Annotated in this window: 33 protein-coding genes; 16 read left to right on the forward strand and 17 right to left on the reverse strand. The window is 65.7% G+C overall.

All coding sequences use genetic code 11. The features are described from left to right. Positions 1-140 precede the first annotated feature (140 nt). From LIX00_RS00470 to LIX00_RS00490, 5 genes are all read left to right on the forward strand, one after another. Entirely contained in the window at positions 141-845 is a 705-nt protein-coding gene (locus LIX00_RS00470; RefSeq protein ID WP_227354226.1) for an RNase P subunit p30 family protein, read from the forward strand. Then, positions 829-1,449, forward strand: coding sequence for a class I SAM-dependent methyltransferase (locus LIX00_RS00475; RefSeq protein WP_227354227.1), 621 nt, complete (start codon positions 829-831; stop codon positions 1,447-1,449). Before LIX00_RS00470 ends, LIX00_RS00475 begins: the two co-directional genes overlap by 17 nt. A 169-nt stretch (positions 1,450-1,618) precedes the next feature. Continuing rightward, positions 1,619-2,098: an Rpp14/Pop5 family protein gene (locus LIX00_RS00480; protein WP_227354228.1), complete on the forward strand. Its 480-nt coding sequence runs from the start codon at positions 1,619-1,621 to the stop codon at positions 2,096-2,098. 4 nt (positions 2,099-2,102) lie between these two features. Continuing rightward, positions 2,103-2,861, forward strand: coding sequence for an archaeal proteasome endopeptidase complex subunit alpha (gene psmA, locus LIX00_RS00485; RefSeq protein ID WP_227354229.1), 759 nt, complete (start codon positions 2,103-2,105; stop codon positions 2,859-2,861). Between the two features lie 54 nt (positions 2,862-2,915). Then, positions 2,916-3,641: a ribosome assembly factor SBDS gene (locus LIX00_RS00490; protein ID WP_227354230.1), complete on the forward strand. Its 726-nt coding sequence runs from the start codon at positions 2,916-2,918 to the stop codon at positions 3,639-3,641. Between the two features lie 12 nt (positions 3,642-3,653). Here the strand turns inward: LIX00_RS00490 and LIX00_RS00495 are convergent, their stop codons facing one another. Continuing rightward, entirely contained in the window at positions 3,654-4,619 is a 966-nt protein-coding gene (locus LIX00_RS00495; protein ID WP_227354231.1) for a DUF7972 family membrane protein, read from the reverse strand. 85 nt (positions 4,620-4,704) lie between these two features. Here LIX00_RS00495 and LIX00_RS00500 point away from each other — a divergent pair, with 85 nt between their 5' ends. Continuing rightward, the gene (locus tag LIX00_RS00500; RefSeq protein ID WP_227354232.1) at positions 4,705-5,802 is read left to right on the forward strand and encodes an AI-2E family transporter; all 1,098 of its coding nucleotides are present in this window, start codon (positions 4,705-4,707) and stop codon (positions 5,800-5,802) included. 22 nt (positions 5,803-5,824) lie between these two features. Here the strand turns inward: LIX00_RS00500 and LIX00_RS00505 are convergent, their stop codons facing one another. From LIX00_RS00505 to gvpO (LIX00_RS00555), 11 genes are all read right to left on the reverse strand, one after another. Continuing rightward, the gene (locus LIX00_RS00505) at positions 5,825-6,064 is read right to left on the reverse strand and encodes a DUF8593 domain-containing protein (RefSeq protein ID WP_227354233.1); all 240 of its coding nucleotides are present in this window, start codon (positions 6,062-6,064) and stop codon (positions 5,825-5,827) included. A gap of 108 nt (positions 6,065-6,172) precedes the next feature. Next, the gene (gvpM, locus tag LIX00_RS00510) at positions 6,173-6,421 is read right to left on the reverse strand and encodes a gas vesicle protein GvpM (RefSeq protein ID WP_227354234.1); all 249 of its coding nucleotides are present in this window, start codon (positions 6,419-6,421) and stop codon (positions 6,173-6,175) included. Next, the gene (gvpL, locus tag LIX00_RS00515; protein WP_227354235.1) at positions 6,418-7,242 is read right to left on the reverse strand and encodes a gas vesicle protein GvpL; all 825 of its coding nucleotides are present in this window, start codon (positions 7,240-7,242) and stop codon (positions 6,418-6,420) included. Before gvpL ends, gvpM begins: the two co-directional genes overlap by 4 nt. Further along, the gene (gene gvpK / locus LIX00_RS00520; RefSeq protein WP_227354236.1) at positions 7,235-7,552 is read right to left on the reverse strand and encodes a gas vesicle protein GvpK; all 318 of its coding nucleotides are present in this window, start codon (positions 7,550-7,552) and stop codon (positions 7,235-7,237) included. Before gvpK ends, gvpL begins: the two co-directional genes overlap by 8 nt. Beyond that, the gene (gene gvpJ, locus LIX00_RS00525; protein ID WP_227354237.1) at positions 7,539-7,919 is read right to left on the reverse strand and encodes a gas vesicle protein GvpJ; all 381 of its coding nucleotides are present in this window, start codon (positions 7,917-7,919) and stop codon (positions 7,539-7,541) included. The genes gvpK and gvpJ overlap by 14 nt, the downstream gene beginning before the upstream one ends. Continuing rightward, positions 7,912-8,697 carry a hypothetical protein gene (locus LIX00_RS00530; protein WP_227354238.1) on the reverse strand — a complete coding sequence of 262 codons (786 nt, stop codon included), beginning with the start codon at positions 8,695-8,697 and terminating at the stop codon, positions 7,912-7,914. Before LIX00_RS00530 ends, gvpJ begins: the two co-directional genes overlap by 8 nt. After that, complete coding sequence (locus tag LIX00_RS00535) at positions 8,690-9,103, reverse strand: Hsp20/alpha crystallin family protein (protein ID WP_227354239.1); 414 nt, start codon at positions 9,101-9,103, stop codon at positions 8,690-8,692. Before LIX00_RS00535 ends, LIX00_RS00530 begins: the two co-directional genes overlap by 8 nt. Further along, positions 9,103-9,357: a gas vesicle protein GvpG gene (gene gvpG, locus LIX00_RS00540; protein WP_227354240.1), complete on the reverse strand. Its 255-nt coding sequence runs from the start codon at positions 9,355-9,357 to the stop codon at positions 9,103-9,105. The genes LIX00_RS00535 and gvpG overlap by 1 nt, the downstream gene beginning before the upstream one ends. Continuing rightward, positions 9,354-9,980, reverse strand: a complete 627-nt coding sequence (locus tag LIX00_RS00545; protein ID WP_227354241.1) for a GvpL/GvpF family gas vesicle protein — start codon at positions 9,978-9,980, stop codon at positions 9,354-9,356. Before LIX00_RS00545 ends, gvpG begins: the two co-directional genes overlap by 4 nt. A 224-nt stretch (positions 9,981-10,204) precedes the next feature. Then, the gene (locus tag LIX00_RS00550) at positions 10,205-11,098 is read right to left on the reverse strand and encodes a hypothetical protein (protein WP_227354242.1); all 894 of its coding nucleotides are present in this window, start codon (positions 11,096-11,098) and stop codon (positions 10,205-10,207) included. Continuing rightward, positions 11,095-11,511, reverse strand: coding sequence for a gas vesicle protein GvpO (gene gvpO / locus LIX00_RS00555; protein WP_227354243.1), 417 nt, complete (start codon positions 11,509-11,511; stop codon positions 11,095-11,097). Before gvpO (LIX00_RS00555) ends, LIX00_RS00550 begins: the two co-directional genes overlap by 4 nt. A 260-nt stretch (positions 11,512-11,771) precedes the next feature. Between gvpO (LIX00_RS00555) and gvpA the strand changes: the two genes are divergently transcribed. Both gvpA and gvpO (LIX00_RS00565) read left to right on the forward strand, forming a co-directional pair. Further along, entirely contained in the window at positions 11,772-12,026 is a 255-nt protein-coding gene (gene gvpA, locus LIX00_RS00560; protein ID WP_227354244.1) for a gas vesicle protein GvpA, read from the forward strand. 17 nt (positions 12,027-12,043) lie between these two features. After that, positions 12,044-12,517 carry a gas vesicle protein GvpO, halophile-type gene (gene gvpO / locus LIX00_RS00565; RefSeq protein ID WP_227354245.1) on the forward strand — a complete coding sequence of 158 codons (474 nt, stop codon included), beginning with the start codon at positions 12,044-12,046 and terminating at the stop codon, positions 12,515-12,517. Between the two features lies 1 nt (position 12,518). Here gvpO (LIX00_RS00565) and LIX00_RS00570 read toward each other — a convergent pair whose 3' ends face one another. Then, positions 12,519-12,839 (reverse strand): FUN14 domain-containing protein, encoded by a 321-nt coding sequence (locus LIX00_RS00570; RefSeq protein ID WP_227354246.1) that lies wholly within the window; start codon positions 12,837-12,839, stop codon positions 12,519-12,521. Positions 12,840-13,082: 243 nt separating this feature from the next. Here LIX00_RS00570 and LIX00_RS00575 point away from each other — a divergent pair, with 243 nt between their 5' ends. Next, entirely contained in the window at positions 13,083-13,448 is a 366-nt protein-coding gene (locus LIX00_RS00575; protein ID WP_227354247.1) for a DUF2209 family protein, read from the forward strand. Beyond that, complete coding sequence (hflX, locus tag LIX00_RS00580; RefSeq protein ID WP_227354248.1) at positions 13,445-14,740, forward strand: GTPase HflX; 1,296 nt, start codon at positions 13,445-13,447, stop codon at positions 14,738-14,740. The genes LIX00_RS00575 and hflX overlap by 4 nt, the downstream gene beginning before the upstream one ends. Here hflX and LIX00_RS00585 read toward each other — a convergent pair. Then, entirely contained in the window at positions 14,737-14,901 is a 165-nt protein-coding gene (locus LIX00_RS00585) for a DUF7331 family protein (protein WP_227354249.1), read from the reverse strand. The genes hflX and LIX00_RS00585 overlap by 4 nt on opposite strands. A 329-nt stretch (positions 14,902-15,230) precedes the next feature. Between LIX00_RS00585 and LIX00_RS00590 the strand changes: the two genes are divergently transcribed. Continuing rightward, a complete protein-coding gene (locus tag LIX00_RS00590) occupies positions 15,231-15,605 on the forward strand; it encodes a winged helix-turn-helix transcriptional regulator (protein WP_227354250.1) in 375 nt (124 codons plus the stop codon). Here the strand turns inward: LIX00_RS00590 and moaC are convergent. Continuing rightward, entirely contained in the window at positions 15,595-16,083 is a 489-nt protein-coding gene (gene moaC / locus LIX00_RS00595; protein WP_227354251.1) for a cyclic pyranopterin monophosphate synthase MoaC, read from the reverse strand. The genes LIX00_RS00590 and moaC overlap by 11 nt on opposite strands. Further along, the gene (locus LIX00_RS00600; RefSeq protein ID WP_227354252.1) at positions 16,076-17,500 is read right to left on the reverse strand and encodes an NAD(P)H-hydrate epimerase; all 1,425 of its coding nucleotides are present in this window, start codon (positions 17,498-17,500) and stop codon (positions 16,076-16,078) included. Before LIX00_RS00600 ends, moaC begins: the two co-directional genes overlap by 8 nt. Before the next feature lie 268 nt (positions 17,501-17,768). On the opposite strand from LIX00_RS00600, the gene LIX00_RS00605 reads away from it, so the two are divergent. From LIX00_RS00605 to thiI, 4 genes are all read left to right on the forward strand, one after another. Beyond that, positions 17,769-18,698, forward strand: a complete 930-nt coding sequence (locus LIX00_RS00605) for a complex I NDUFA9 subunit family protein (RefSeq protein ID WP_227354253.1) — start codon at positions 17,769-17,771, stop codon at positions 18,696-18,698. Positions 18,699-19,019: 321 nt separating this feature from the next. Continuing rightward, complete coding sequence (gene cyaB, locus LIX00_RS00610) at positions 19,020-19,565, forward strand: class IV adenylate cyclase (RefSeq protein ID WP_227354254.1); 546 nt, start codon at positions 19,020-19,022, stop codon at positions 19,563-19,565. 59 nt (positions 19,566-19,624) lie between these two features. After that, positions 19,625-20,830: a methionine adenosyltransferase gene (locus LIX00_RS00615; RefSeq protein ID WP_227354255.1), complete on the forward strand. Its 1,206-nt coding sequence runs from the start codon at positions 19,625-19,627 to the stop codon at positions 20,828-20,830. Between the two features lie 50 nt (positions 20,831-20,880). Continuing rightward, the gene (thiI, locus tag LIX00_RS00620) at positions 20,881-22,050 is read left to right on the forward strand and encodes a tRNA uracil 4-sulfurtransferase ThiI (RefSeq protein WP_227354256.1); all 1,170 of its coding nucleotides are present in this window, start codon (positions 20,881-20,883) and stop codon (positions 22,048-22,050) included. A gap of 418 nt (positions 22,051-22,468) precedes the next feature. Here the strand turns inward: thiI and LIX00_RS00625 are convergent, their stop codons facing one another. Continuing rightward, positions 22,469-23,092: a class I SAM-dependent methyltransferase gene (locus LIX00_RS00625; protein ID WP_227354257.1), complete on the reverse strand. Its 624-nt coding sequence runs from the start codon at positions 23,090-23,092 to the stop codon at positions 22,469-22,471. A 119-nt stretch (positions 23,093-23,211) separates the two neighbouring features. On the opposite strand from LIX00_RS00625, the gene LIX00_RS00630 reads away from it, so the two are divergent. After that, on the forward strand, positions 23,212-23,676 hold the full coding sequence (locus tag LIX00_RS00630) for a DUF5804 family protein (RefSeq protein ID WP_227354258.1): 465 nt from the start codon (positions 23,212-23,214) through the stop codon (positions 23,674-23,676). The last annotated feature ends 14 nt before the right edge of the window (positions 23,677-23,690 follow it).

The raw sequence follows: 23,690 nt of genomic DNA on the forward strand, positions 1-23,690 counted from the left end.
GCGAGGCGGCAAAACCTCTTGGGCTTACCACCGCGTCAACTTCGACGGGTTAATCTGTTCCGAATCGCCGATCCCCTCGTCGCCGTCCGACGCGGAGTCGCAAGCGCCAAGTCCGGTCGCGTCCGACCGAAAGACGAGCGATGTACGAGAGCGTCCACGCCGTCCCGGACGGGGAGAGCACCGTCGCGCGCTTCGCGGCGACGGCGACCGACTACGGGTTCGACGGTATCGTCGTCCGGAATCACGGCGATTCTCGCGCGGCGTTCGACGCCGAGCGGGTGCGCGAGGCGTACGACTTGGACGTGGTGGACGCCCTCGAAATCCGCGCTGACGACCCCTCGCAGGCCAGCGGCCACGTCGGCAACTACCGGCCCAAGACGACGCTCCTCCTGCTCCACGGCGGCACGCCGAAGCTCAACCGATTCGCGGTCGAAGCGGAGCGAGTGGACGTGCTCGCCCACCCGATGCGCGGGCGCGGCGATTTCAACCACGTGCTGGCGAAGGCCGCCGCCGAGAACGGCGTTCGAGTGGAGTTCAACTTCGCCCGCGTGCTCCGCGCCGACGGCGGCCCGCGGGTGCGAGCGCTGCAGGACCTCCGGAAACTCCGTGAACTCGTCGCGAAGTACGACGCGCCGTTCGTCGTCACCGCCGATCCGCGCTCCCACCTGCAGTTGCGCGCCCCCCGCGAACTGCTGGCCGTCGGAGAGACGATAGGGTTCACGAGCGAACGGGTCGAGGCGGGACTGCGGGAGTGGGGCCGCCTCGCCGAGCGAAACCGGGAGCGACGCTCCGACGATTTCATTGCGCCCGGCGTGAAACGTGGCCGGTATGAAGAAGACGATTGAGGAACACGCCGACCGATTCTCGGAGATCGCCGGACAGTACGACGATTCGCAGAACAGCGACGAGTACCGCGCCTGCGTGAGCCTCGTCGTCGAACACGCCGCCCCGAGCGCGGACGACACCGTGCTCGATTTAGGGACGGGCACGGGCGCCATCGCGCTCGCACTGGCCCCCGACGCGAAGCGCGTCGTCGGACGCGACATCAGCGAGGGGATGCTGGACGAGGCTCGCAGGAAGGCCGAGGAGGAGGGGTTGGAGAACGTCGAGTTCGGCGAGGGGAGCTTTCGGGAGCCGAACGTCGAGGAAACGGAGGGGGAGGTCGACGTCGTCGTCTCCAACTTCGCCATGCACCACCTCTCGGACGAGGAGAAGCGCGAGGCCGTGGAGGTCGTCGCGGGACTCGACCCGCGGAAGTTCGTCTTGGGCGATGTGATGTTCTTCGGGACGCCCGACCCCGACGAGCCGTTCTACAGCCCCGAGGTCGACGACCCCTCGACGGTCGGGCACCTGGCGGACGCGCTGACCGACAACGGGTTCTCGCTGACCGCGGTGGAGCGCGTGCACGAGCAGGTCGGCGTGCTGGTCGCTGAGCGGGCGGGCGGGTAGCGACGGACGGAAGCCGCGCGGAAAGCCGAATCTCCCGGCCGAATCAGGTCTCCGTCCGCTCCGGCGGGGTAAACCGACGTCCGGCCGCGGTACGAAGACCGGAGCGGCGACCGTTCCGGAGCGCACGATTCAAATCCGTCCGAACCGAACTCACGGCCGAGACCCCGAAATGAAACATCTCCCGAAACACCTCAGACCGCGCTGGCGCTACCTCGCGGTCGGTCTCGAATCGTGGCCCGACGCCGACGTCGACCGTCGGTCGTTCCAGCGGAGCCTCTGGTTCGCCGCGCAGAACCTGCTCGGCGACGCCGGGAGCGCGGACGCCGACCTCAAAGTGCTCGGGTTCGAGTTCGAAGACGGCGAGGGCGAGGCCATCGTTCGCGCCCGCCGTGGTCACACGGACGACGCGAGGGCGGCGCTCGCGTGCGTCGAGGAGGTGCGCGGCGACCCCGTCGGCGTGTTCGTCCGCGGTATAAGCGGGACGGTGCGGGGTTGTGAAGAAAAGTATTTAGGTCGCCGCAGGGAACTTTCGGGGGAGAGAAGCGTCGTGTTCGCGGACGCAGAACGACCCGCCGTCGTACGGAACGACTTATTCGACGTCCGGGTCGATGGCGCGTTCGTAGGCGCGGCGGAACTCGATTTCGAGTGATACTATGCAGGGACAAGCCCAACAGCAAGCGTACGACCGCGGGATTACGATATTCTCCCCGGACGGACGCCTCTACCAGGTCGAGTATGCACGGGAGGCCGTCAAGCGAGGAAGCGCCAGCATCGGCGTCAGGACGCAGGGTGGTGTCGTCCTCGCGGTGGACAAACACACCCGGTCGCCGCTGATGGAGCGCACGAGCGTCGAGAAGCTCCACAAGGCCGACGACCACATCGGCATCGCCAGCGCGGGTCACGTCGCGGACGCCCGCCAGCTCATCGACTTCGCGCGCCGCCAGTCGCAGATAAACCGCCTGCGCTACGGAGAACCCATCGGCGTCGAGACGCTGACCAAGGAGGTCACCGACCACATCCAGCAGTACACGCAGGTCGGCGGCGCGCGCCCCTTCGGCGTCGCGCTCATCATCGGCGGCATCGAGAACGGCGTTCCGCGACTCTACGAGACCGACCCGTCCGGCACGCCCTACGAGTGGAAGGCGCTCGCGGTCGGCGCGGACCGCGGCGAGATTCAGGACTACCTCGAATCGAACTACAGCGAGGAGATGGACCTGGACGGGGGCGTCGACCTCGCGCTCAGCGCCCTCGGAACCGTCAACGACGACGAACTCTCGGCGAAGGGAGTCGGCGTCGCCACCGTCGACGTGGAGAGCGAACAGTTCCGCATGCTGGACGACGACGAAGTCGAGGGCTACCTCGACGAACTCGGCCTGCTCGAAGGCGAGGAGAGCGACGAGCCGGACGAGTAACCGGGACGTTTTCTTCGGGAAACAATTTTTAGGTGGGCGCGTTTAGCTCCGGGTATGATATCACTGGAAGAGGCGGTGACGGCGCGTCTCGAATCGCACGGGGCGCGATTCGAGGTGCTCGTAGACCCGGACGCGGCGCTCGCCATCAAACGCGGCGATTTCGAGGGCGACATCGAGGACGTCATCGCCGCCGAGGACGTGTTCGAGAACGCGAGTCGGGGCGACCGACCCGCCGAGGAGGACTTGGAGAAGGTCTTCGAGACGACCGACCCGCTGGAGATAATCCCGGAAGTCATCGAGCGCGGTGAGATTCAGATCACGGCGGAGCAGCGCCGCGAGATGCAAGAACAGAAGCACAGACAGCTCGTCGACCGCATCACGCGCAACGCGGTTAACCCGCAGATGGACAACGCGCCGCACCCGCCGGAGCGCATCGAGAGCGCGCTGGAGGAGGCGGGCTTCTCCGTCGACCCGATGGAACCCGTCAGCCAGCAGGTGGACGACGCGCTCGACGCGCTCCGACCGGTCATCCCCATCCGGTTCGACGAGGTGACCGTCGCGGTGCAGGTGCCGGCGAACTACGCGGGAAGCGCGCAGGCGAGGATTCGCCAGTTCGGCGAACTGGAGCGCGAGGAGTGGCAGAACGACGGCTCGTGGATCGGCGTCCTGACGTTCCCGGCGGGGATGCAAAACGAGTTCTACGACCTCGTGAACGAGATAACCAGCGGCGAGGCAGAGACGCAGATTATCAAGGACGAGGACGACCTGCAGACGCGCTAGCTCGTCTCCGACTCACCCCTCCGACTTCTCCTTGGGCGGCACGAACGGACCGACCGAGACCGTGTAGAACGCGATGGTCGCCACCCGGAGGATGTACGCGATGAGCACCGCGAGCGGGCTGATGATGACGCCGAATCCGAGCAGGACGACCGCGGTGAGCGTCTCCGGCTGAACGTACGCGCCCGAACTCGACTTGTAGAGGAGGGTGAGGGCGATGGTCGTCACGAACGCCGACAGCCCGGTGTACGCGATGAACCGCGAGAGGCGGGCGAGGTCCTGCTGGATGGCGAGCGTCTTGAAGAACTGCCGGGCGATGGCGATGGATTCGAGGAGTTCGAGCACGTCCTCTAACTCCGATACGGTTCCTTCCGAGAACTCGTCCTCGAACTCGTTTTTCACGTAACGCGTCGCCTCCATGTACTCGGCGTACTCCGCGCCCATTATCTTCGAGAGGACGCCGATGGTGTCGTCCTGGTCCCGAACCGAGTCGGTCAACGAACCGGAGTACGAGGCGAGCGCCGACTGGTAGTCGCCGGCCTCCTCGTCGACGGACGACAGGTCGAGGTCGGTGACCTGGTCGTGAATCGTCTCGGTGATGAGCGCCAGAAACTCGCGGGGGTCGGTCGGACTGGTCGAGGTTCCCGCTATCCGCTCGACGTTTCGCCGAAAGTTGACCGTTCCGTCGAGTCGGTCGGAGAGTTCGTTCGGCGACCCGAACAAGCGCGAGAGGATGAGTTGGTTGATGGAGAGCGTCACCGTGATGAGCGTGAGCAGCCCCGACGTGATACCGCTCGCGAGCAGGGTTCGGGTAGCACTCGAAAGGCCGACGGAGATGACGCCGAGCGCGGTGAGCGCGGCGAGAATCGCCACGAACGCGACGACGATTCCGGCGGTGACGACGAGCCGATTGCCCGAGAGGAGGAGCCACCTCGAGACGGACACTCCGTCGTCGTCGTCCAACGTAGGCTCGTCTAACATCTCCCGCAACTACCGCGTCGTCCCGGAAAAAGCGAACGGCCGGGCGAGAAGAAATTTTTGTCGTCGGAGCGTCGTAGCCGGTACGATGAAACTTCCCGACGACCGGTCGCAGGTCGGCTGGTGGGTGCTCGCCACCGCGCTGTTCGTGGCGCTATTGTTCGTCGCGTACTCGTTCATCGGCACGCTCGTCCTCGGCCTGTTCCTCTACTACGGAACGAGGCCGCTCTATCGACGCGTGACGGCGCGGGTCGAATCGGACAATCTCGCGGCGATGGGGACGCTGCTGCTCGTCGCCCTACCCGCGTTACTGCTCATCAGCTACAGCGTCGTCGTCGGGATTCGAGAGCTGAGCGCGTTCACCGGAACGGGTATCGAAACCTACTACGCCCGTCTCGTACCCGGTTCCGGCGAAGTTCCGGCGGTGCTCTCGCAGCCCCGACGACTTCTCAACTCCGACATCGGTCGGTTTCAGGACGAACTCGCGACCGCCGCGAAGTCGCTCGGCGCGGTCGCCGCCGGCATCCTCCACCTCTTTATCGCCATCTCGTTCGCCTTCTTCGCGCTCCGCGACAGCGACCGACTCGCTGACTGGTTCCGCGACGAAGTGGGCGACGAAAGCCCGCTCGTCGCGTACCTCTCGGCGGTCGACAGCGACCTCGCCACCGTCTACTTCGGTAACGTGCTCACCGTCCTCCTCGTCGGCGTGGCGGCGACGGTCGTGTACAACGCGTTCGCAGCGCTCGCCCCGTCGGGCGTCTCGTTTCCGATTCCGACCATCCTCGCCCTCCTGACCGGATTGGCGACGTTCGTCCCCATCGTCGTCGGAAAGCTCGTCTACGTTCCCATCACGGCGTATCTGGCCGTGCAAGCGTTCCGGACGAATCCCCGACTCGCGTGGTTTCCGGCCGCGTTCTTCCTCGTCTCGCTCGTCTTTCTCGACCTGCTCCCGCAGATGGTCGTTCGGCCCTACGTCTCGGGGCGGACGACGCACACCGGATTAGTGATGTTCTCGTACGTGCTCGGCGGCCTGCTGTTCGGCTGGTACGGCATCTTCCTCGGCCCGCTGGTGCTCGTGCTCGTCGTGCAGTTCGCCGGGATGGCGCTCGGCGACCTCCTCAGCGGAAAACGAGTGACCGCTAATTCGTCGCTCTCGCTCGGCTCCGAACCGCCGGAGGAGCGGTAACGACGGATCTACCGACGCCGAATCAGTACTGGAGCCGAATCTCGTCGTCCGTGACGGACGCGATCGTCTCCTCCTGGAGCGGGTAGGTGTCCTCGTCCCTGTCGCCCCAGCCGAGTTTCGATTTCACCTTCTCGGTGAGTCCCGGGTCGGGGTCGACGTACGCCGTCCCGTGTTCGACGTCGGAGACGATGCCGACTTGGTCGCCGTTCTCGTCTACGACCTTCTTCCCCTCGTCGTCGTCGGTTATCTCGGTCGCTGACATAGCAACTCGTTTTTACGCCTCTCGGCGGGTAGTCGCCGTGGTTGCCTGTTCATGCCGCTTATCAGCGCCGTCGCTCGGACGGTCGTCGGGCGCGGTCGCGCACGGAAGTCAGTCCTTGCCGGGCAACAGCGGGTGGTCGTCCGGCGCGCGCGCGAGTCGGCGCTGTACCGCGTCCCACTCCTCGAAGTAGCCGTAATCGGTCATCGTGGACATCCCGGCGATGGCGGCGCTGAGGCTGAGGCCGACCAGCGGCACGTCCGCGACCGTGATGACTACGTCCGCCTGTATCACGGCTCCGTCGCGGAGCAGCACGTCGAGCAGGTCCACCACGGCGTGGTCGTCTTTCGTCGGTTTCATGCGTCGAGTTCGGGGGCGAACGAGTAAGGGGGCCACGGCCCCGTAAAGCGCACTTCGACGCCCGGTTCCCCCGCGATGTCGTCGAGTACGTCTCCGATGTCCGTTTCGCGGTCCTCGTGCGCGAGGAACGCGACCTGTACCACGTCCTCGGGGGTGTCCGACCCGAGGAGGTTGGTCCGCGAGTCCGCCTCCTCGAACTCCCGAACGAGGGGTTCGAGACCGTCGCGGAGCCGAGTCGCCAGCGCTTCCTTGCGCGTCCGACGCAGGTCGCGGAGTCTGTTGTCGTACTGCTTTTCGAGCATGAACGCGGTGCCTTCGCTCGCGTCGTCGATTCGCTCGCGCAGGTCGGCCAACGTCTCGTCCTCCGACTCCAGTTCGTCGCGGACCTGTTCTTCGTCCCACGTCACGCCGACGCGATACTCCCAGTGGCCCGCGAACTCGTCCAAGTGCGCCCGGAGGTCGGCGCGTTGGTCGACGAGCCACTCCCGCACGCGGTCGTCGTCCCCCTTCAGGATGGTGTCGAAGCGAAACGGGAGCGGCGTACCGAACGCCTCTCCGGCGGCGTCGACGACCTCCTGATGGGTGAGGAGCCACTCGCGCACCGTGTCGAGGTCGTCCGTGTCGTAGGGCGAGTCGCAGGGCTGGACGACCGCGCCGACGCCCTCGGCGGCGACGACCGAGACGGGTTCGTCGTCGATACCCGTCTCCGAGAATTCCGTCTCCGCCGTCGAATCGACCACGCAGTAGAGGTAGCGACCGTCCCCGAACTCGGCGTCGACCCCCGCGTTCGCACCCGTCTCGGCTCCGTTCGGTTCAGCCATCGAATCCCTCCAGTTCGGGTTCGCGCTCGGCCACGTCCACCAGCGCATCGGTGAGCAGGGCGTCCAGGTCGTCGCGGAGGTCGTCGACCTCGCGCTCGATGTTCTCCGACTCCTTCAGTCGCTCTATCTCCGCTTCCAGCGCCGCCAGCTGCGAGCCGAGTCGCTCTATCTCCTCCGGGTCGAGGTCGTCGTACTCCATCCGACGAACCGCCTCGCGCTCCAAGGCGTCGACCAGCAGTTCGACGAGGGTGACGACGAGCGCGACGAGTCCGCGCCCCGCGTCGTCGCCGTCGATTTCAATCGCGCTCATTCTCCGCCGTCACCTCCTGCGCTTCCTTTTCCTCCTCTTCTTCCGCTTCGGCGTCCGCCTCCTCTTCCTCGTCCTCGTCTTCGTCCTCCTCGTCGGACGCCTCGACCGTCACCGCCTCGGACTCCGGGAGTTCCTCGACGCCCGCCGCCTCCTCGACGCGCTCCATGTCAGTGCCCTCCGGGAACTGGAGTCCGTAGTGGGCCGCCGTCTCGAACGAGGCGATGGCGGCCCGGAGTTGGACGCCGAGCAGTTCCGTCTCGCCGACCGTCACCACGATGTCCGCGTTGATGACGACCCCCTTGTCGAGCAGCAGTTCGAGCATCTCCGCGAGGTCGGACTGGCTGCGCGTCGGTCTCGCGTCATCCATCGTTCTCCTCCTCGAACCTGTCGCCGTAGATTCGTTTCGTGTTCGGTGCCGACGAGTACTTCGTCTCCCGCGGAACCGTCGAGAAGCTTCCCGCGCTCCCCATGTCCGTGCGCGACCGTGCCACGCTGGAGTAGGCCGTCGGGTTGCGCGAGTTCGGCTGACCGGGGCCGCCTATCGACTCGTTCTCCGCTTTAATGGCGGCGAGTTCGTTTCGGGTTTCGATCAGCTTCTCGCGGAACGTCTCGACGCTGTCTTGCAGTTCGGACTGAATCTTCGCCTGGTACAGCTCACCCCGCACCTCGCTTTCCACGTCGGCGTCGTCCACGTCGGCACCCCCGACGTCCGCGCTCGTGCCCGACAGCATCCCGCCGTCACCTCCGTCTTCCGAATCGCCGCCGAGGTCGTCGACCGCGTCCTCGAACTCCCGCGCTTCCCGCCAGAGTTCTCGCACGTCCGCCGACTCCCACAGCTGCCGGAGTTCGAGCGCCTTGACGAGTCCCCGCGCGTCGATGGCCTCCTTCGGGTCGCCCTCGGAGATGGCCTTCGGAACGTCCTCATCGTCGACGGCCTCGGAAGCGTCCTCCGCGTCGACGATGTCCGGAACGTCGGCGAGGTCGATTTGGTCGAGTACGTCCTCCCCTTCGTCCAGTACGGTCCAGAGCTTCTCCGCCTCGTCCGAAACCTCCTCGAACGACTCCGACGATTCGAACGCCGATTTCAGTCGCTCGACGCCCGACCGAACCTCCGTCTCGAACGCTTCGATCTGTTGGTCATCCATTTTCCATCCCTCCAAACCGCAGTTCCAGCACGCGGTTGTTGTACGACGCCGCGACCACCCGCACGTCGGTTCGGGGTAGGTCGATGCGTTTGACGGTTCGTCGCGCGTCCCGAATCTCCACCGTCCCGGTCTCGTCGTCGAACTTGACCGAGAGGTCGTCCTCCGACACGTCGGGCACGTCGACGGTGACGAGGAGTTCGTCGTCCTCTTCCCGAATGTCCGTGAGGTACTCTCGGCGCGACGCCGACGACGGTTGTTGCCGTTGCGCGGAGTCGGTCCTGATGGAGTCGACCGTAACCGCGTAGTCGATTCGCCCCTTGTCGCCGAGTTCTCCGGAGCGCATCCGCGTTCCGTCCTCTTCGGCGAGCGCGTTCGCCAGTCTGACCAGCCGTTCGAGCAGTCCCATTATCCTTTTACCTCAACTTTTCCGTTCCGCAGTCGGTCGTGAACCTCCTCCGCGACCTCCAGTTGTTCTTCGAGTTCTTCCTTCCGCGTTCGGTACTCCTCGTCCGACAGTTCGCCGAGTTCGTACAGCAGGTGGGTCTCCTTGAGTTCGTCCTGGATGCCCTCCACGTCGTACATCTCGTCCAGCGCCAGCGAGTGAAGCACGTCGAGGAGCGAGACGAACGGGCGTACGAACAGGTCGTCGACGACGATCATCGTTGCGCTCCTATCTCGATGTCCACGAAGTTGTACGGTGCCCACGGTCCGGTGTACTGGACGGTGAGGTCCTCGTACTCCTCGCGCACGTCGTCCACGACCTCGCCGAACGCCTCGCGGTCGTCTTGTGCGACGAGGTACGAGCGGTTCAACACGAGTCGGTCGCTGAACAGGTCGTCGTCCGTCTCGCCCGCCGCGATCTCCGACAGTCGGCCCCCGACGTCGTCGCGAATCTCCTCGCGGGGGAGGTCGGCGTCCTCGTCGGCGACGAGTTTGACGCCGAGTTCGACGTGACCGTCCACCTCGCGGAGGGCTTTCGTGAACGCCCGCCTCGCGCCGCGGAGGACGGTCTTCAGGGTTCGGTTGTCCTTGAACGCCATCCCGTACTGCATCGGGACGACGGCGTCCACGTCGTCGCGTTCGAGCACACGACGGAGCACCTCGTCGTGCGCTTTGCTGTCCTCGTCGGTTCGCTCGGGGTCGGTCGTGTCGATGTCCGAGACGACGGCGGAGAGCGTTCGGTAATCGACGGTGTACACTCGGTCCGCGCCACCAACCGCGTCGGCGTCGAACTCGAACTCGTTCTGTTCGACCACCCCGTAGACGTATCGGTTCGAACTCATCGTTATCAGGACGGCGACGGCTGTCCTCTAGCTCAAATTGACGTGACGCGCGCTATTAAGTCGTGTGGCGGATACAGCAAGCAGACGCCTCGTTCGCGGCGGTTGGGCCGGTTAAACGGAGCGAGACGCTCCGCGACGCCGAGCCTTCCGTCCGCCGAAGCGACCGCCGCGTTCGAGGGGCGGTCCCGTTCCCGGCGAGATGCGTCGAAGCGCTCCACTCCTCGTCACTGCGCGGCCTTCCGCTGCTGAATCTCGTCGAGCAGGTCGTTCGCCAGCGACTGGAGGTCCTCGTCGGAGAGGTCGTCGAAGCTCACGCCACCCTCAGTCGCCTCCGCGGTCGGTTCGCCTTCGGCTTCCCTCTCGTCTTCTGGGGGTTCCGTCTCTTCCGCTTCGGCTTCCCCTTCCTCCTCGTCCGCGTCCTCCTCGGCCTCCGTCTCCGCTTCCGTTTCTTCTCCTTCCGTACCTTCTTCCTCGGTTTCCGCCCTTTCTTCCTCCGCTTCCGTCTCTTCCGCTTCGGCCTCCGCTGGCTCTTCGGCTTCCCTTCCGTCTCCGCCTTCTTCCCCCTCGCCTTCCGAGTTTTTTCCCTCTTCCCCTTCCGTCTCCGCCTCCGACTCCGTCTCTTCCTCGCCCGTTTCTTCCTCCGCTTCCGGTTCCCCCTCGTTCGCTTCCCCTTCCGTTTCTCGCTCGCTCGTCTCCTCCTCCGCTTTCTCTCCCTCGCTTTCACCGCCGGATTCGCCCTCGGATTGGTCGCCCGCCTCGCTCTCGTCGCTTCCGACGCCGGGTGCGGACGCGAGTATCTCCTCCGCCTCCTCTTTGCCCACCTCGAACGCGTCTTGGACGCGCTGGCGGACGAGTTGTTCTCGCGAGGAGTCCGACGACTCCTCGTGCTCGTCCCCGCCGAGGCGAGTCTGGACGTTCGTACCGATCGATTTTCCGAGCCTTCGTCCGACGTACATCCCCAGCGCGCAACCGATCAGCCCGCCGACGTTGCGTCCGACGTTTCCCCCGTTCTCTCGCTCCCCGCGAATAATCTCGTCGACCAGTCGTTCGACGTTCTCCTCCTCTTCCAAGCTCTCCTCGAGCAGTTCTCTCATCGTTGGTGTTTCGTTTTCGCTCATGTCGTCCCCCGTTCGGCGTCGGTTACGGCGAAGATTTCCCGCTGTTCGTCGAGGCTTCCGCGACGATACCGACCGGCGCGGCCGTATCCCCGAACGCCCCCGGTCGAATCGAGGCTGATGACGTACCGGTCGATGACGTCCTGCGTGTCGGGTATCGAGTGGCGCTTTACCACTTCGGCGATCACGCGCCACCCCTCCTCGTGGCCTTCGACCTCGACGATGCGGTCTAACGGCAAACCCGTGAGGTCTTCCGTGACGGCTCGTCCGACGTCACGCGCGTCGACGACGTCTATATCGTCGTCCGTCTCGGGCATCTCTTCTTCCGCATCCCGTTCGGACGCTTCGACGGCGTCGGCGAGTCGGCCGGCCACTTCGTCCAACTCCCCCCTGGAGTCGTCCGTTCGTTCGCTCATTCTCTCCCCCCGCTATTGTGTCGACACCGACGACAATAACTCGTGCGCCCTCATCGGCGATTTCTCGCCGGACGCGGTTCGACGCTCGATTTGGCGCGGACGTAACGACCGATTTCGAGCACGACATTCCTCACTTCTCGATAATGATGGTTCGTTATAAACCCACCCCGCATATAAACGGCTTGCTTCGTCGGCCCTAATCGTCAAATAGCGCCGAACAACTAGAGAATGTACGGGGATTGGATTCCCGCTGATAACCCATGGCACGAACAAATCCGGATTCGTCCAGTCTCGCGGAAGTGCTGGACCGAATCCTCGACAAGGGTGTCGTCATCGACGTGTGGGCACGCATCTCCGTCGTCGGTATCGAGGTGCTGACGGTCGAAGCGCGCGTCGTGGTCGCGTCGGTCGATACGTTCATCCACTACGCCAAGGAGATGTCGAAGATAGAACATGCGGAGGCGGGCGAGGAGGTCGACTTCGAGGAAGTAGATGTAAAAGCGACCACGTCGTAGATAGCCACTGAAACATCATGTCGGAAGCCGACCAGTGCCGGGCGCTCACCGAGTCCGGCGAGCGCTGTTCCCGCCCGGCACAGGACGACGGGTTCTGCTACCAGCACGACCCGGATGACGCGACGATAGACGATGCCGACGAAATCGCGGCGGACGGGGGCGGAGAGGCGGAAAACGAATCGAGCGAGAGCGACGAAGAGGAGGACGAAAACGTGGACGAAGCCCAAAACGGCGACTTCGACGTGATGGACGTTCGGGAGACGATAGAGAGCGTCGCATCGGACCTCGTCGGTCGTCCGCTCGACGGAATTATCGAGATAACCGAGGAGGACGACGGCTGGGAGGTCGGCGTCGAGATGGTAGAACGGAGCGCGATTCCCGATACGCAGGATATCCTCGGACAGTACGAAGTTTCCTTGAGCGAATCGGGAGACGTGACCGGTTATCGTCTCAAAGAGCGGTACCGCCGGGGCGACGAACAAGAACGGTAGGTTACCCTTTTTGGAAGCCGAGCATGAAGCCGCCGACGAAGCCGGCGCTCACGGAGACCATCGAGAGGAGCGTCGTTATCCACGACGGCGGCGTCCCACTGCCGGCGACTTCGCCCGTCTTGAGCAGGCCGGCGGAGAGCTTATCCCAATCGACCGTCAGTATGCCGCGCGATTCGAGGAACTTGAACAGGGCGAGTTCGAGGCCGACGATGACGGCGATCAGCTTCGCCACCTTCTTCGCGGCGAACCCGATGACGCCGCCGATGACGGCACCGCTCCCGAACTCCAGTCCGAGCTGTTGCGGGTCGATTCCGAATTGCATCGTCCGATTCAGTACGTCGACACGTTAAGAATTTTGTGGTCTCTCTGAGATGATAAGACGGTCCTCGAGACCGTTTCGGAGAACTCGCACCGCGCCGTTCGACGCGGTGCGCACCGCGGCCGGTTCCGTCGGATAGCCGCCCGAACCCTCCTCCCGGCGGGAGATTGAAGAACCTCGGCGGCTTACGGGAGGACGTGCACGGAAACGCGGCACGAACGGGAGTGAAGGGCCGGCACGGCTGACGTGGTCGGCGTCGACATCAGCGGTCGCCACGAGGAGCGAGGCGAGTACCTGATGGTCGCCGCCGCCGTCCACGCTACCGTCGGAACGACGCGCCTGCGATGTATCGAGGGAATGGGGTTCGCCGTCAGCCGCGAACAACCGACGCTCTCCGCCATCACGGACCTCGTCGCCGCCGCGTTCGGCGACCTGCCGACCCAGCCGGAAGGGCCGGTCGTCGCCGAACGCGGCGAATTCTACGAGGAGCCCGAGTGGATGGTCGAACAGTACCTCGAACCTGAATTTAAGTACGTCGAGAGCATAGCCGAACGTGAAACCGTGCAGGCCGCACACCACGCCGCGTACGCCGCTCGCAAACTACTCCTATGAAAGCGATACTGGCAAAACGAGTAGACGCAGGAACCGCCGACACCGCCGAACTTCGGGACCTGACCCGCGCCGCCGGCTACGAAGTAATCGCCGAGTTCACCCAGTCGCGCGAGGAAGACGCCGCGTTCCAGTTCGGCGAGGGGAAAGTGACCGAACTGGCCGAAACCGTCGCCGATACGGGGGCCGAGTTGGTCGTCTTCGACAATCAACTCGGCCCGTACCAGACGTACAACTTGGGTCAGCGTCTCCCCGAGGGCACGCGGGTCATCGACCGGTTCCGACTCATCCTCGAAATCTTCGGCCAGCGCGCGCAGACCCGCAAGGCGCAGTTGCAAGTCGAGTTGGCGGAGCTCCGGTACGAACTCCCCCGCGTCGAGGCGAAGACGAGCCTCGCCAAGCGCGACGAGCGCCCCGGCTTCATGGGGCTCGGCGAGTACGACGAGAGCCGCGAACGGGACATCAAAGACCAGATCAGCCGCATCAAGAACGAACTCGACGCCATCGCCGACAAGGAAGCGGACCGCCGACAGAAGCGCCGGGAGTCGGGCTTCGACCTCGTGGCGCTCGCGGGCTACACCAACGCCGGGAAGTCCACCCTGCTACAGCGGCTCGCCGAGGACCTCGAAATCGGCGAGAACGACGACCTGCACCCCGACCTCGCCACCACCGCAGAGGCGGAAGACCGCCTGTTCACCACGCTCGGCACGACGACGCGGAAGGCGGCCATCGACCGACGGGACGTGCTCGTCACGGACACGGTCGGATTCATCCAGGACCTGCCCCACTGGCTGGTCGAATCGTTCAAATCCACGCTCGACGCGGTGTACTACGCGGACCTCGTCCTGCTGGTCGTGGACGTGAGCGAACCCGTCGACGAGATCCGCGAGAAGCTCGTCACCTGTCACGACACGCTGTACGAGCGCAACCAAGCGCCCATCGTCACGGTGTTGAACAAGATCGACGCCGTGAGCGACGAGGAACTCGAAGAGAAGCGAAAGGCACTCTCCGCGCTCGCGCCGAACCCCGTCGCCATCAGCGGGATGGAGGGGTCGAACGTCGAGGCGCTCAAACGCCGCATCGACGTCGAACTCCCCGACTGGGAGTTCGAACGACTCGTCATGCCGATGACCGAGGACACGATGAGCGTCGTCTCGTGGGTTCACGACCACGCGCGCGTGGAGGACGTGACTTACGTGGAGGACGAAGTGGTCGTCGAGTTCGAGGCACGCCCGTCCATCGTGCAGCGGTCGCGGGCGAAAGCGAGCGACTTGACGGCCGCGCCGTCGGCCTAAAGCATCGAGGAGATCGATACCGCCCCGTCGGAGCGAATCCACGCCCGGTGGTTCTTCTGGTCGTAGATGAGGACCGCGTCGTCCTGCACCGCCAGTTCGGCGTATCGGTCGTCGGTCCTATTCCGTCGGGAGTCGTCTGCTTCGTGCGTGCTCGGGGTCATGCCAGCGTGGTAGTGTGTCGTAATCGACTTACTATACAGCAGTAGGTAACAACCAGCCATTGATAAATGTTACCTATTATCACAGCTCTGCAGTTACTCCTCCGTCGGCGGAGGACGAAAACGTTTCGGTGAGAATAGATACCGCAGATTTCACTTCGTTCGACCGCCGATATCGGGGCGGACACGCGTCGAACCGCGGGAGAGAGATTTTCGCTCTTCGGTCCGTCCGCCGACCGGTCGTCCGGGAGCGTCGCGGAGCGCGGACAGTTACGAAACGTAAGTCGGTGGTCGTGGGTAACTTTTTGTGCCGGCGGCGAAAACGTTCGGTCATGAGCGAACCGGCGCGACCCCTCGAACTCTGGTGTGCGGGCGAAGAGTGGTGTTCCATCACCGCGACGGCGCGACTGGTCGGGAAGAAGTGGCACCCCGTCATCGTGCATCGACTCCTCGAAAACGGCCCCCTCGGGTTCAACGCGCTCAAAGAGGAGGTGGACGGTATCTCCAGTAAGGTGCTGTCGGACAGCCTGGAGGACCTGGAGGAAAAACGGCTCGTAAACCGCGAAATCGTGAACGAGAAGCCGGTTCGCGTCGAGTACTCGCTGACGCAGATCGGCGAGTCGCTCCAACCGGTCATCACCGCGATGCGCGACTGGGGAACGGAGTATCTCACTCCCGCCGAGGACCGGGATTCGGCTATCGCGTAAGCGGCCGTTTCTCCTTTTCGACCACCCGGACGTTTCGGATCGCGGTGTCGGGATACCCCCCGTCGTCGTCCTTCTCGGCGGCTTTCACCATGTCCCAGACGACGTTCAGTCCAGTCGTGACCCCCTCCAGCGCCTCCATCTCGCACCCCGTCTTCCCGGTCGTCTCCACCGCGACCGAGAGCGCGACGCGGTCGTCGCGCACGTCGAACTCGGTCTCGACGTTGGTGATGGGAATCTGGTGGCACATCGGAATCGTCTCCCACGTATGTTTCACCGCCTGCACCGCGCCGATTCGCGCCGTCGCCAGCACGTCGCCCTTCTGCAGGTCGTCCGCGCGAATCGCCTCGACGGTCGACCGTCGGAGGTGAATTTCGCCCTCGGCGACCGCCCGGCGGGCCGCGTCTGGCTTGTCGCCCACGTCCACCATCTGCACCTCGCCCTCCTCGTCGGTGTGAGTCAGGTCGTCGGCGTCAGTCATCGAACCCACCCCGGATGGCCGCGGGTACGGCGTCGAGCAGGTCGGAGGCGAGGAGCCCTTCCCCGCGCTCGTCGTACAGCAGGTCCCCGGCCCGCCCGTTGGCGTACGACCCGGCGCAGGCGGCGTCGAAGGCGTCCACCGCCCCGAACAGCCCCGCGACGATTCCGGCGAGCACGTCGCCGGTGCCTCCGACTTTCATCCCGGTGTTTCCGGTTCGGACGACGCGCGTTCGCTCGCCGTCCGACACCACGTCGACCGCGCCCTTCGCCAGCACGACGTGGCCGAGGTCGGCGGCGAGGGTTTCGATGCCGTCGGTCGCCTCGCGCAGGTCGTCCGTCTCCGGACCGCCCATCTCCGCGAGTTCCTTGCGATTCGGCGTGCAGACCAGCGTCGCCTCCGTGTCGAGGTCGGGAATCGCGGGGAGGGCGTCGGCGTCCACCACCGCCCTGCCCGAGAACGATTCGAGGAACGAAGCGGCCGCCTCGACGGTCTCGTCCGCGTTTCCGAGTCCCGGTCCGAGGACGACCGTGTCGTCGTACCCCTCCGCCGTCTCCACCAGTCCGTCGACCTGGTCGGACGTGAGCCGGTCGCCCTCGTAGGGCTGGACGATGAGGTCTTCGGCGTAACCCTGAATCTCGCCGGCCACGGCGTCCGGCGCGGCCACGAACGAGAGGTCCGCTCCCGCTCGCAGGGCCGACTGCGCCGCCAGCGCGGGCGCGCCGGTGAACGGACCGCCCCCGATGACGAACACCCGACCGCCGATTTCGCCGCGCACGCCGCGGAGGTCGCCCGGGCCGACGAACCGCTCGGCGGCGGCGGGGATGCCGATGTCCGCGACCGTCACGTCGCCGTCGAGGTCGTCGAAGCCGGGTTTCGTGTCGTGGAACGTGACCACGCGGTCGGCGTCGACCGCGGTGCCCTCCGCCTCCCCCGTGTCGGCGTTCACGCCCGAGGGGACGTCCACCGCGAGGACCGTCGCGTCGCTCTCGTTCATCTTCTCGGCGGCGGTCGCCTCGGGTTCGCGCAGCGCGCCCGTCACGCCGGTTCCGAGCATGGCGTCCACGATAACGTCGCAGTCGGGCAGGTCGAGCGCGCGGGAGTCGGTCACTTCCATCGCGTCGTACTCCGCCTCCCGGAGCGCGTCCCAGTTCTCGCGGGCGATGTCGGTGCCGATGGTTTCGGCCCGTCCGAGCAGGAACACGGACACGTCGTAGTCGTCCAGAAATCGAGCGGCGACGAAGGCGTCGCCGCCGTTGTTCCCCCGCCCGGCGACGACGACCACCCGCGAACCCGGCGAGGCGACCTCGCGCACTTCGCGGGCGACGGCGTTCCCGCTCGACTCCATCAACTGCTTGCGCGGTACGCCGAGCGCCTCGGCGTTCTCGTCCACCGCGGCCATCCTGTCTGCGGTAATCATACGCGGGGTTTGGGTCGGATTCGGGGTTAACGTTGTGGGTCGGCGCGTCGGTATCGCTCGAACGACGATCGTTTCCGGAACGCTCCAATCCCCGCGTCCACTCCGGCGGTCGCGAAGAGAAACTATCGCGGGAAGCTGTCCGCCGGCGCAGGCACCGCGGACGGTCGTGTCCGTTCGAGGGGCGACGAACCGCGCGACGCGCCGACGACACGCCCTGTCGTCCGCGCCACCGGATGACGTAAAGTTCCCGACGGTTCAACGAACCGATATGCGAGTGCTGATCGTCGGCGGCAGCGGCTTCGTCGGTACCGCCCTCACCGAAGAACTCCACGAGCGCGGCCACGACGTGACCGTGCTCGCGCGCAACCCCGAGGACGCCGCCCTCCCCGCCGGCGTCGAAACGGTCGCGGGCGACGTGACCGACTACGAATCCGTCGAAGGCGCGTTCGGGGGACGGGACGCGGCGGTCAACCTCGTCGCCCTCTCGCCGCTGTTCCAACCCTCGGGCGCGAGCCACGAGGAGGTCCACCTCGGCGGCACCGAGAACGTCGTCCGCGCGTGCGAAGAGCGCGACGTCCCGAAACTCGTCCAGATGAGCGCCCTCGGTGCGGACCCCGACGGGCCGACCGCCTACATCCGAGCGAAAGGGCGCGCGGAGGGGGTCGTCCGCGACTCGACCCTCGACTGGATACTCGTCCGCCCGTCGGTCGTCTTCGGCGACGGGGGGGAGTTCGTCTCGTTCACGAAGACGCTGACCACGCCCTACGTGACCGGGCTTCCGGGCGGCGGAAAGACCCGATTCCAGCCGATCTGGGTCGGCGACATCGCGCCGCTGTTGGCCGACTGCGCGGAGGACGACGGACGCGCCGGTCGAACCTACGAATTCGGCGGCCCCGAAGTGCTCACGCTCGCCGACGTGACGAGACTCGCCTACCGCGCGGAGGGAAAGTCGGTCGTCGTCCTCCCGATTCCCATGCCGCTCGCCGGACTCGGCCTGCGGCTCGCCGGCCTCGTTCCGTTCGTTCCGATGGGAGCCGACCAGTACCGCTCCCTGAAGTTCGACAACACGGTCGCGGAGAACGACGTTCGGGCGTTCGACCGCGACCCGGACGACCTGCGACGCCTCGCGGACTACCTCGGCGTCGACGACCGTTCGAGAGCGACCGCGACCGACGAGACGACGCCGAAAACCGCGTGAAAAACGGAAGTCGAAGCCGGCGTTCGTTTCGTAGATCGAGGGCCGGCGAGCGCCACCGCCTTCGGTTCCATCCCGGGAATCGTCTTCGTCGCGATAGCGGTCGCGTACGTACTGGCCGGGGTGCTCGTCGGAAGCGTCGGCGGACATCTCCTCGCGCGCGGCGTCGCTCGGGGATGGAACACGGTCGGGCGATTCGGAGCGTGAACCGGGCGCGACGGCGGGAAACGAGCTGTCAGCCCACCGCGAATCCGCGCGGTCGGCGCACGAAAAACGGGAGTCGTTCTCCACACATCTTATGCCGTTCCGTCCGTTCTTCCGACTATGTACGAAGTCGAAGTGAAGGTTCGCGCCGACCACGCGGCGGTTCGGGAGCGACTCCGAGAAATCGGGGCTCGCCCGCTCGGAACCGTCACGCAGGAGGACTTCTACTACGACGCGCCACACCGCGATTTCGCCGAGACCGACGAGGCGCTCCGGATTCGCCGGGAAGCGGGCGAGGAGGGGACCGCGGAGGTCGTGACGTACAAAGGACCGCTGGTCGAGGAGGAGTCGAAGACGCGCGAGGAACACGAGACCGTCGTCGGAGACGGCGACACGGTCGACGCGCTGCTGTCGGCGCTCGGCTTCGAGGCGGCGGCGACCGTCCGCAAGGAGCGCGAGCGGTACGAACTCGACGATTACCTCGTCGTCCTCGACTCGGTGGCGGGACTCGGCGAGTTCGTGGAAGTCGAAGCCGAGGCCGAGGAGGACGCGGTCGAATCGGCGCGCGACGGGGCGTACGCCGTGCTCCGCGACATCGGTCTCGACCCGGACGAGCAGGTCAGAACTTCGTACCTCGGTCTCCTGCTCCGGAATGACCGTGAGTAATACTAACGCGCCGGAGCGTTTCCGGAAGTTATAGAATCTGCGACTGTGAATCCGAGATAATGACCGAGCGGAACATCCAGGTGGAGCCTATCGACCGTCGGGCAGTCGAAGACCAGGACATCGAAATCGTCGAGCGAAAGGGCATCGGCCACCCCGACTCTATCTGCGACGGCATCGCCGAAAGCGTCTCCAGCGCGCTCTCGCAGGCGTACCTCGACCGCGTGGGGAAGGTCCTCCACTACAACACCGACGAGACCCAACTCGTCGCGGGGAGCGCGAACCCGCGCTTCGGCGGCGGCGAACTGGTCGAACCCATCTACATTCTCCTCGTCGGTCGCGCGACGAAGTCGTACGAAGGCACCAAGATTCCGACCGACACCATCGCGCTGGAGGCGGCCCGCGAGTACCTGAACGAACACATCCCGGAGCTCGACGTGGGTACCGACGTCATCCTCGACGTGAAACTCGGCGAGGGAAGCGGCGACCTGCAGGGCGTGTTCTCGGAGGACGGCGCGAGGGTGCCGATGGCGAACGACACGAGTTTCGGCGTCGGCCACGCGCCGCTCTCTGAAACCGAGCGGATCGTGCTGAACGCGGAGCGCCGACTCAACGGCGAGTTCGCCGCGGACCATCCCGCGCTCGGCCCGGACGTGAAGATAATGGGCAAGCGCGAGCGCGACACCATCGACGTGACCGTCGCCGCCGCGATGGTGGACCGGTACGTCGAAGACCGCGAGGAGTACGACGCGATGGTCGAGAACGTCCGCGGCTACGTCCGCGCCGTCGCCGAGGAGTACACCGACCGCGACGTGAACGTCTACGTCAACACCGCCGACGGCGACAGCGACGACGAAATCTACCTCACGACGACCGGCACGAGCGCCGAGATGGGCGACGACGGCTCCGTCGGACGCGGAAACCGCGCGAACGGACTCATCACGCCGAACCGCTCGATGAGCATGGAAGCGACGAGCGGGAAGAACCCCGTCAACCACATCGGGAAGATATACAACCTGCTCAGCACCAGCATCGCCGAGACCGTGGTCGCCGAGGTGGACGGCATCCGCGACATGCGGGTTCGCCTCCTCTCGCAGATCGGCCGCCCCATCGACGAACCGCACGTCGCGGACGCGCAGGTCGTCGTGGAGGACGGCGTCTCGCTCGCCGACATCGAAGACGACATCGTCGCGCTCGTGGACGAGGAACTGGCGAACGTGGCGACGATCACGGAGCGGGCCATCCGAGGCGACGTGACGACGTTCTGAATCGCCCTTCGGTTCGACACTCGTTTATTGCGGCCGCTGTTACGCCCGGTATGCACCCGTCGGGAGCCGACACCGTCCTCGTCCGCCACGGCGACGTCGGCGTGAAGAGTGGGAAAGTGCAGACGGAGATGGAGCGACGGCTTCGGGACAACATCGCGGGAATCCTCGCCGACCGGGGCATCGACGCCGAGGTCGAGCGACAGTGGTCGCGCCTGTTCGTCCACGCGAGCGAAGACGACGTCGAGGCGGCGACCGACGCGGCGGCGGACACCTTCGGCGTCCAGTCGGCAAGCCCCGCGGTCGTCGTCTCGCCGGAACGGGAGGTCATCGAGGAGACGCTGGCCGAGGCCGCCCGCGAACACTACCGCGAGGGCACCTTCGCCGTGCGCGCCCGGCGGTCGTCGAAGGACCACCCGTTCACCAGCGCGGAACTCGAACGCGAGGGCGGCACCGCGATTTGGGAGGCGGTCGAGAACCCCGAGGTGGATTTGGACGACCCCGACGTCACCTTCTGGGTCGAGGTGCGCGAAACGGACGCCTTCGTCTTCCTCGAAAAGCGCCCCGGGCCGGGGGGACTCCCGCTTGGCACCCAGACGAAACTCGTCTCGCTGGTCAGCGGCGGCATCGACTCGCCCGTGGCGACGTGGGAGGTGATGAAACGCGGCAGTCCCGTCGTCCCCGTCTACCTCGACCTCGGCGATTTCGGCGGCCCCGACCACGAAGCGCGGGCCGTCGAGACGGTGCGAAAGCTCTCGAAGTACGCGCCCGACCAAGATATGCGCGTCAGGAGGGTTCCGGCGGGAGACGTGATGCGCCTGCTCGACGAGGAGGTCGGCCCGGCCCGGATGCTCGTCTTCCGCCGGTTCATGTACCGCGTCGCGGAGCACCTCGCCCGCGACGAGCGCGCCCACGGCATCGTCACCGGCGAGGCCATCGGCCAGAAATCCAGCCAGACCGCGCGAAACCTCGGCGTGACGAGCGCGGCGACGACGATGCCCGTCCACCGGCCACTGCTGACGATGGACAAAAGCGACATCGTCGCCCGCGCCCGGAAGATAGATACCTTTACCGATTCCACGATTCCGGCGGGCTGTAACCGCATCGCGCCGGACTTTCCCGAGACGAACGCGACGCTCGAAATCGTCGAAAACGCGGAACCGGACGACCTGTTCGAACTGGCCGAGGAAGTCGCGGGGGACGTGGAACTGGTCGAACTCTGATTCGCTCGAATTCACCTCCACTCCGTTTACGAAATTCACCCTCGTCCCGTGGGTCCCCGGCGCGCGAAGGCGGTCCGCAGAGAATCCGCGAACCGCCCGCGCGAGGTCTTCGTGAACGGGGTGAGCGAACGGCTCGTCGGAACTTGTCTCCGACGGTGGACGACCGAAACGACAGAAAGGAGCGGAGGGAGTCGGTTAGGGAGGTATGTGGCTTTGGCGGTGCGGTGTGGTGCGGTTGCGGTATTTCGTTCAACGAATCGCTAGAACTCGTCTAACGCACGGGTTCGAGTCGGAAGCCAACTTTTTCTGAGAGTAATTGACGGATGAAAATACAAATCACCGCTCTTCGAACTATCATCGAAATGGTGGATTCGGTCGAGATGGACGCCCGAGCGCCACTGCGGAAAACCGGCCCGTTTCACGCTTGCAGCCGTGCGACGAAGTACGCGAACTCCGCGTCCTGCTCGGCGAGTCCGTCTTCCACCGTCCCTTCGCGTTCGACGGCGAAGCCCGCGGACTCGAGGAGCCTTCGCGTCTCCGCCGGGCCGGCGATATCCCACCGCATCTCGACGCCGCTTCCGAGCCAGTCGGGGTTCGTCCCGCTCCACTCGGACGTCCCCGCGGTGAGGAGCAACCGGCCTCCGGGCGAGAGCACCCGCGCGAACTCGGCGACGACCGTCGGGTGGTCCTCGCTCGGGACGTGAATCACCGAGTGAAAGGCCGTCACGCCGTCGAACTCCCCGTCTCGAAACGGGAGCGACGTCATGTCGCCCTGCGCGAGCGCCGCATCGGGGGCGTTTTCGGTCGCTCGGCGGAGTTGGACGCGGGAGAAGTCCACGCCCACGGCCTCGGTCGAACCGCCGGCGCGTTCGAGAACCGGCACGCCCTGGCCGCACCCGGCGTCCAGGATTCGCGCCGCCCCCTCCAGCGAGTCCAGGAAGTCGCCGAGAGCGTCCGTTTCGAGCGAGTCCGGAGACCGCTCGGCCGCGTACGTGTCCGCGAGTTCGTCGTACCCGCGACGAACGACGTCTTTGTCCGACATCGTTCACGTCTATTCGACTGTCACGTAAATAACTATTCGACGGAGCCGACGGCAATTCCGAGACCGGCGTCCGGGAGAAGACGAAATCGCTTTACTTCGCCGCTCCCACCGGGGAAACAGTGACCCGCGTCCTGCTCGTCGGTTCGGCGGAAGTGGACCTGCGCGCCGAGCTGCTGTCACGGGAGACGGCGCGCGACGCCCTCGCCACCTATCAGCTCCGCGAACCGTACCGGAACTGCCTCGAACTGGAGACCATCAGCGTCGGCGCGGCCACCTCGCTGTTGAACGACCTGAACTGGTATCTCGTGCGCTTCGTGGACGAGGCGCTCGTCCTCGAACCGAGCGTGAGCGACGAGGAGTGGCTCTCGCGGACGCTGGCGGCCCGGGTGCGCGACGGCGACGTCGAACCCGCCGAGACCGACCCGCTGCTCAAGGTGTACGGCGTGGTCGGCGGCGAGTTCGGCGAGGAACTCGTGGAGCCGATGTACGTCGCCCGCACCGTCGACGGCGTTCCGGAGTACGACCTGCGCGAGGTGGACGACACGCTGGTCGTGCGAGTGACCGAAGACGAGTTCCGGTCGTAACCGGCGTATCGCCC

The organism is Haladaptatus salinisoli (genome assembly GCF_020614375.1).
Lineage (GTDB): Archaea > Halobacteriota > Halobacteria > Halobacteriales > Haladaptataceae > Haladaptatus > Haladaptatus salinisoli.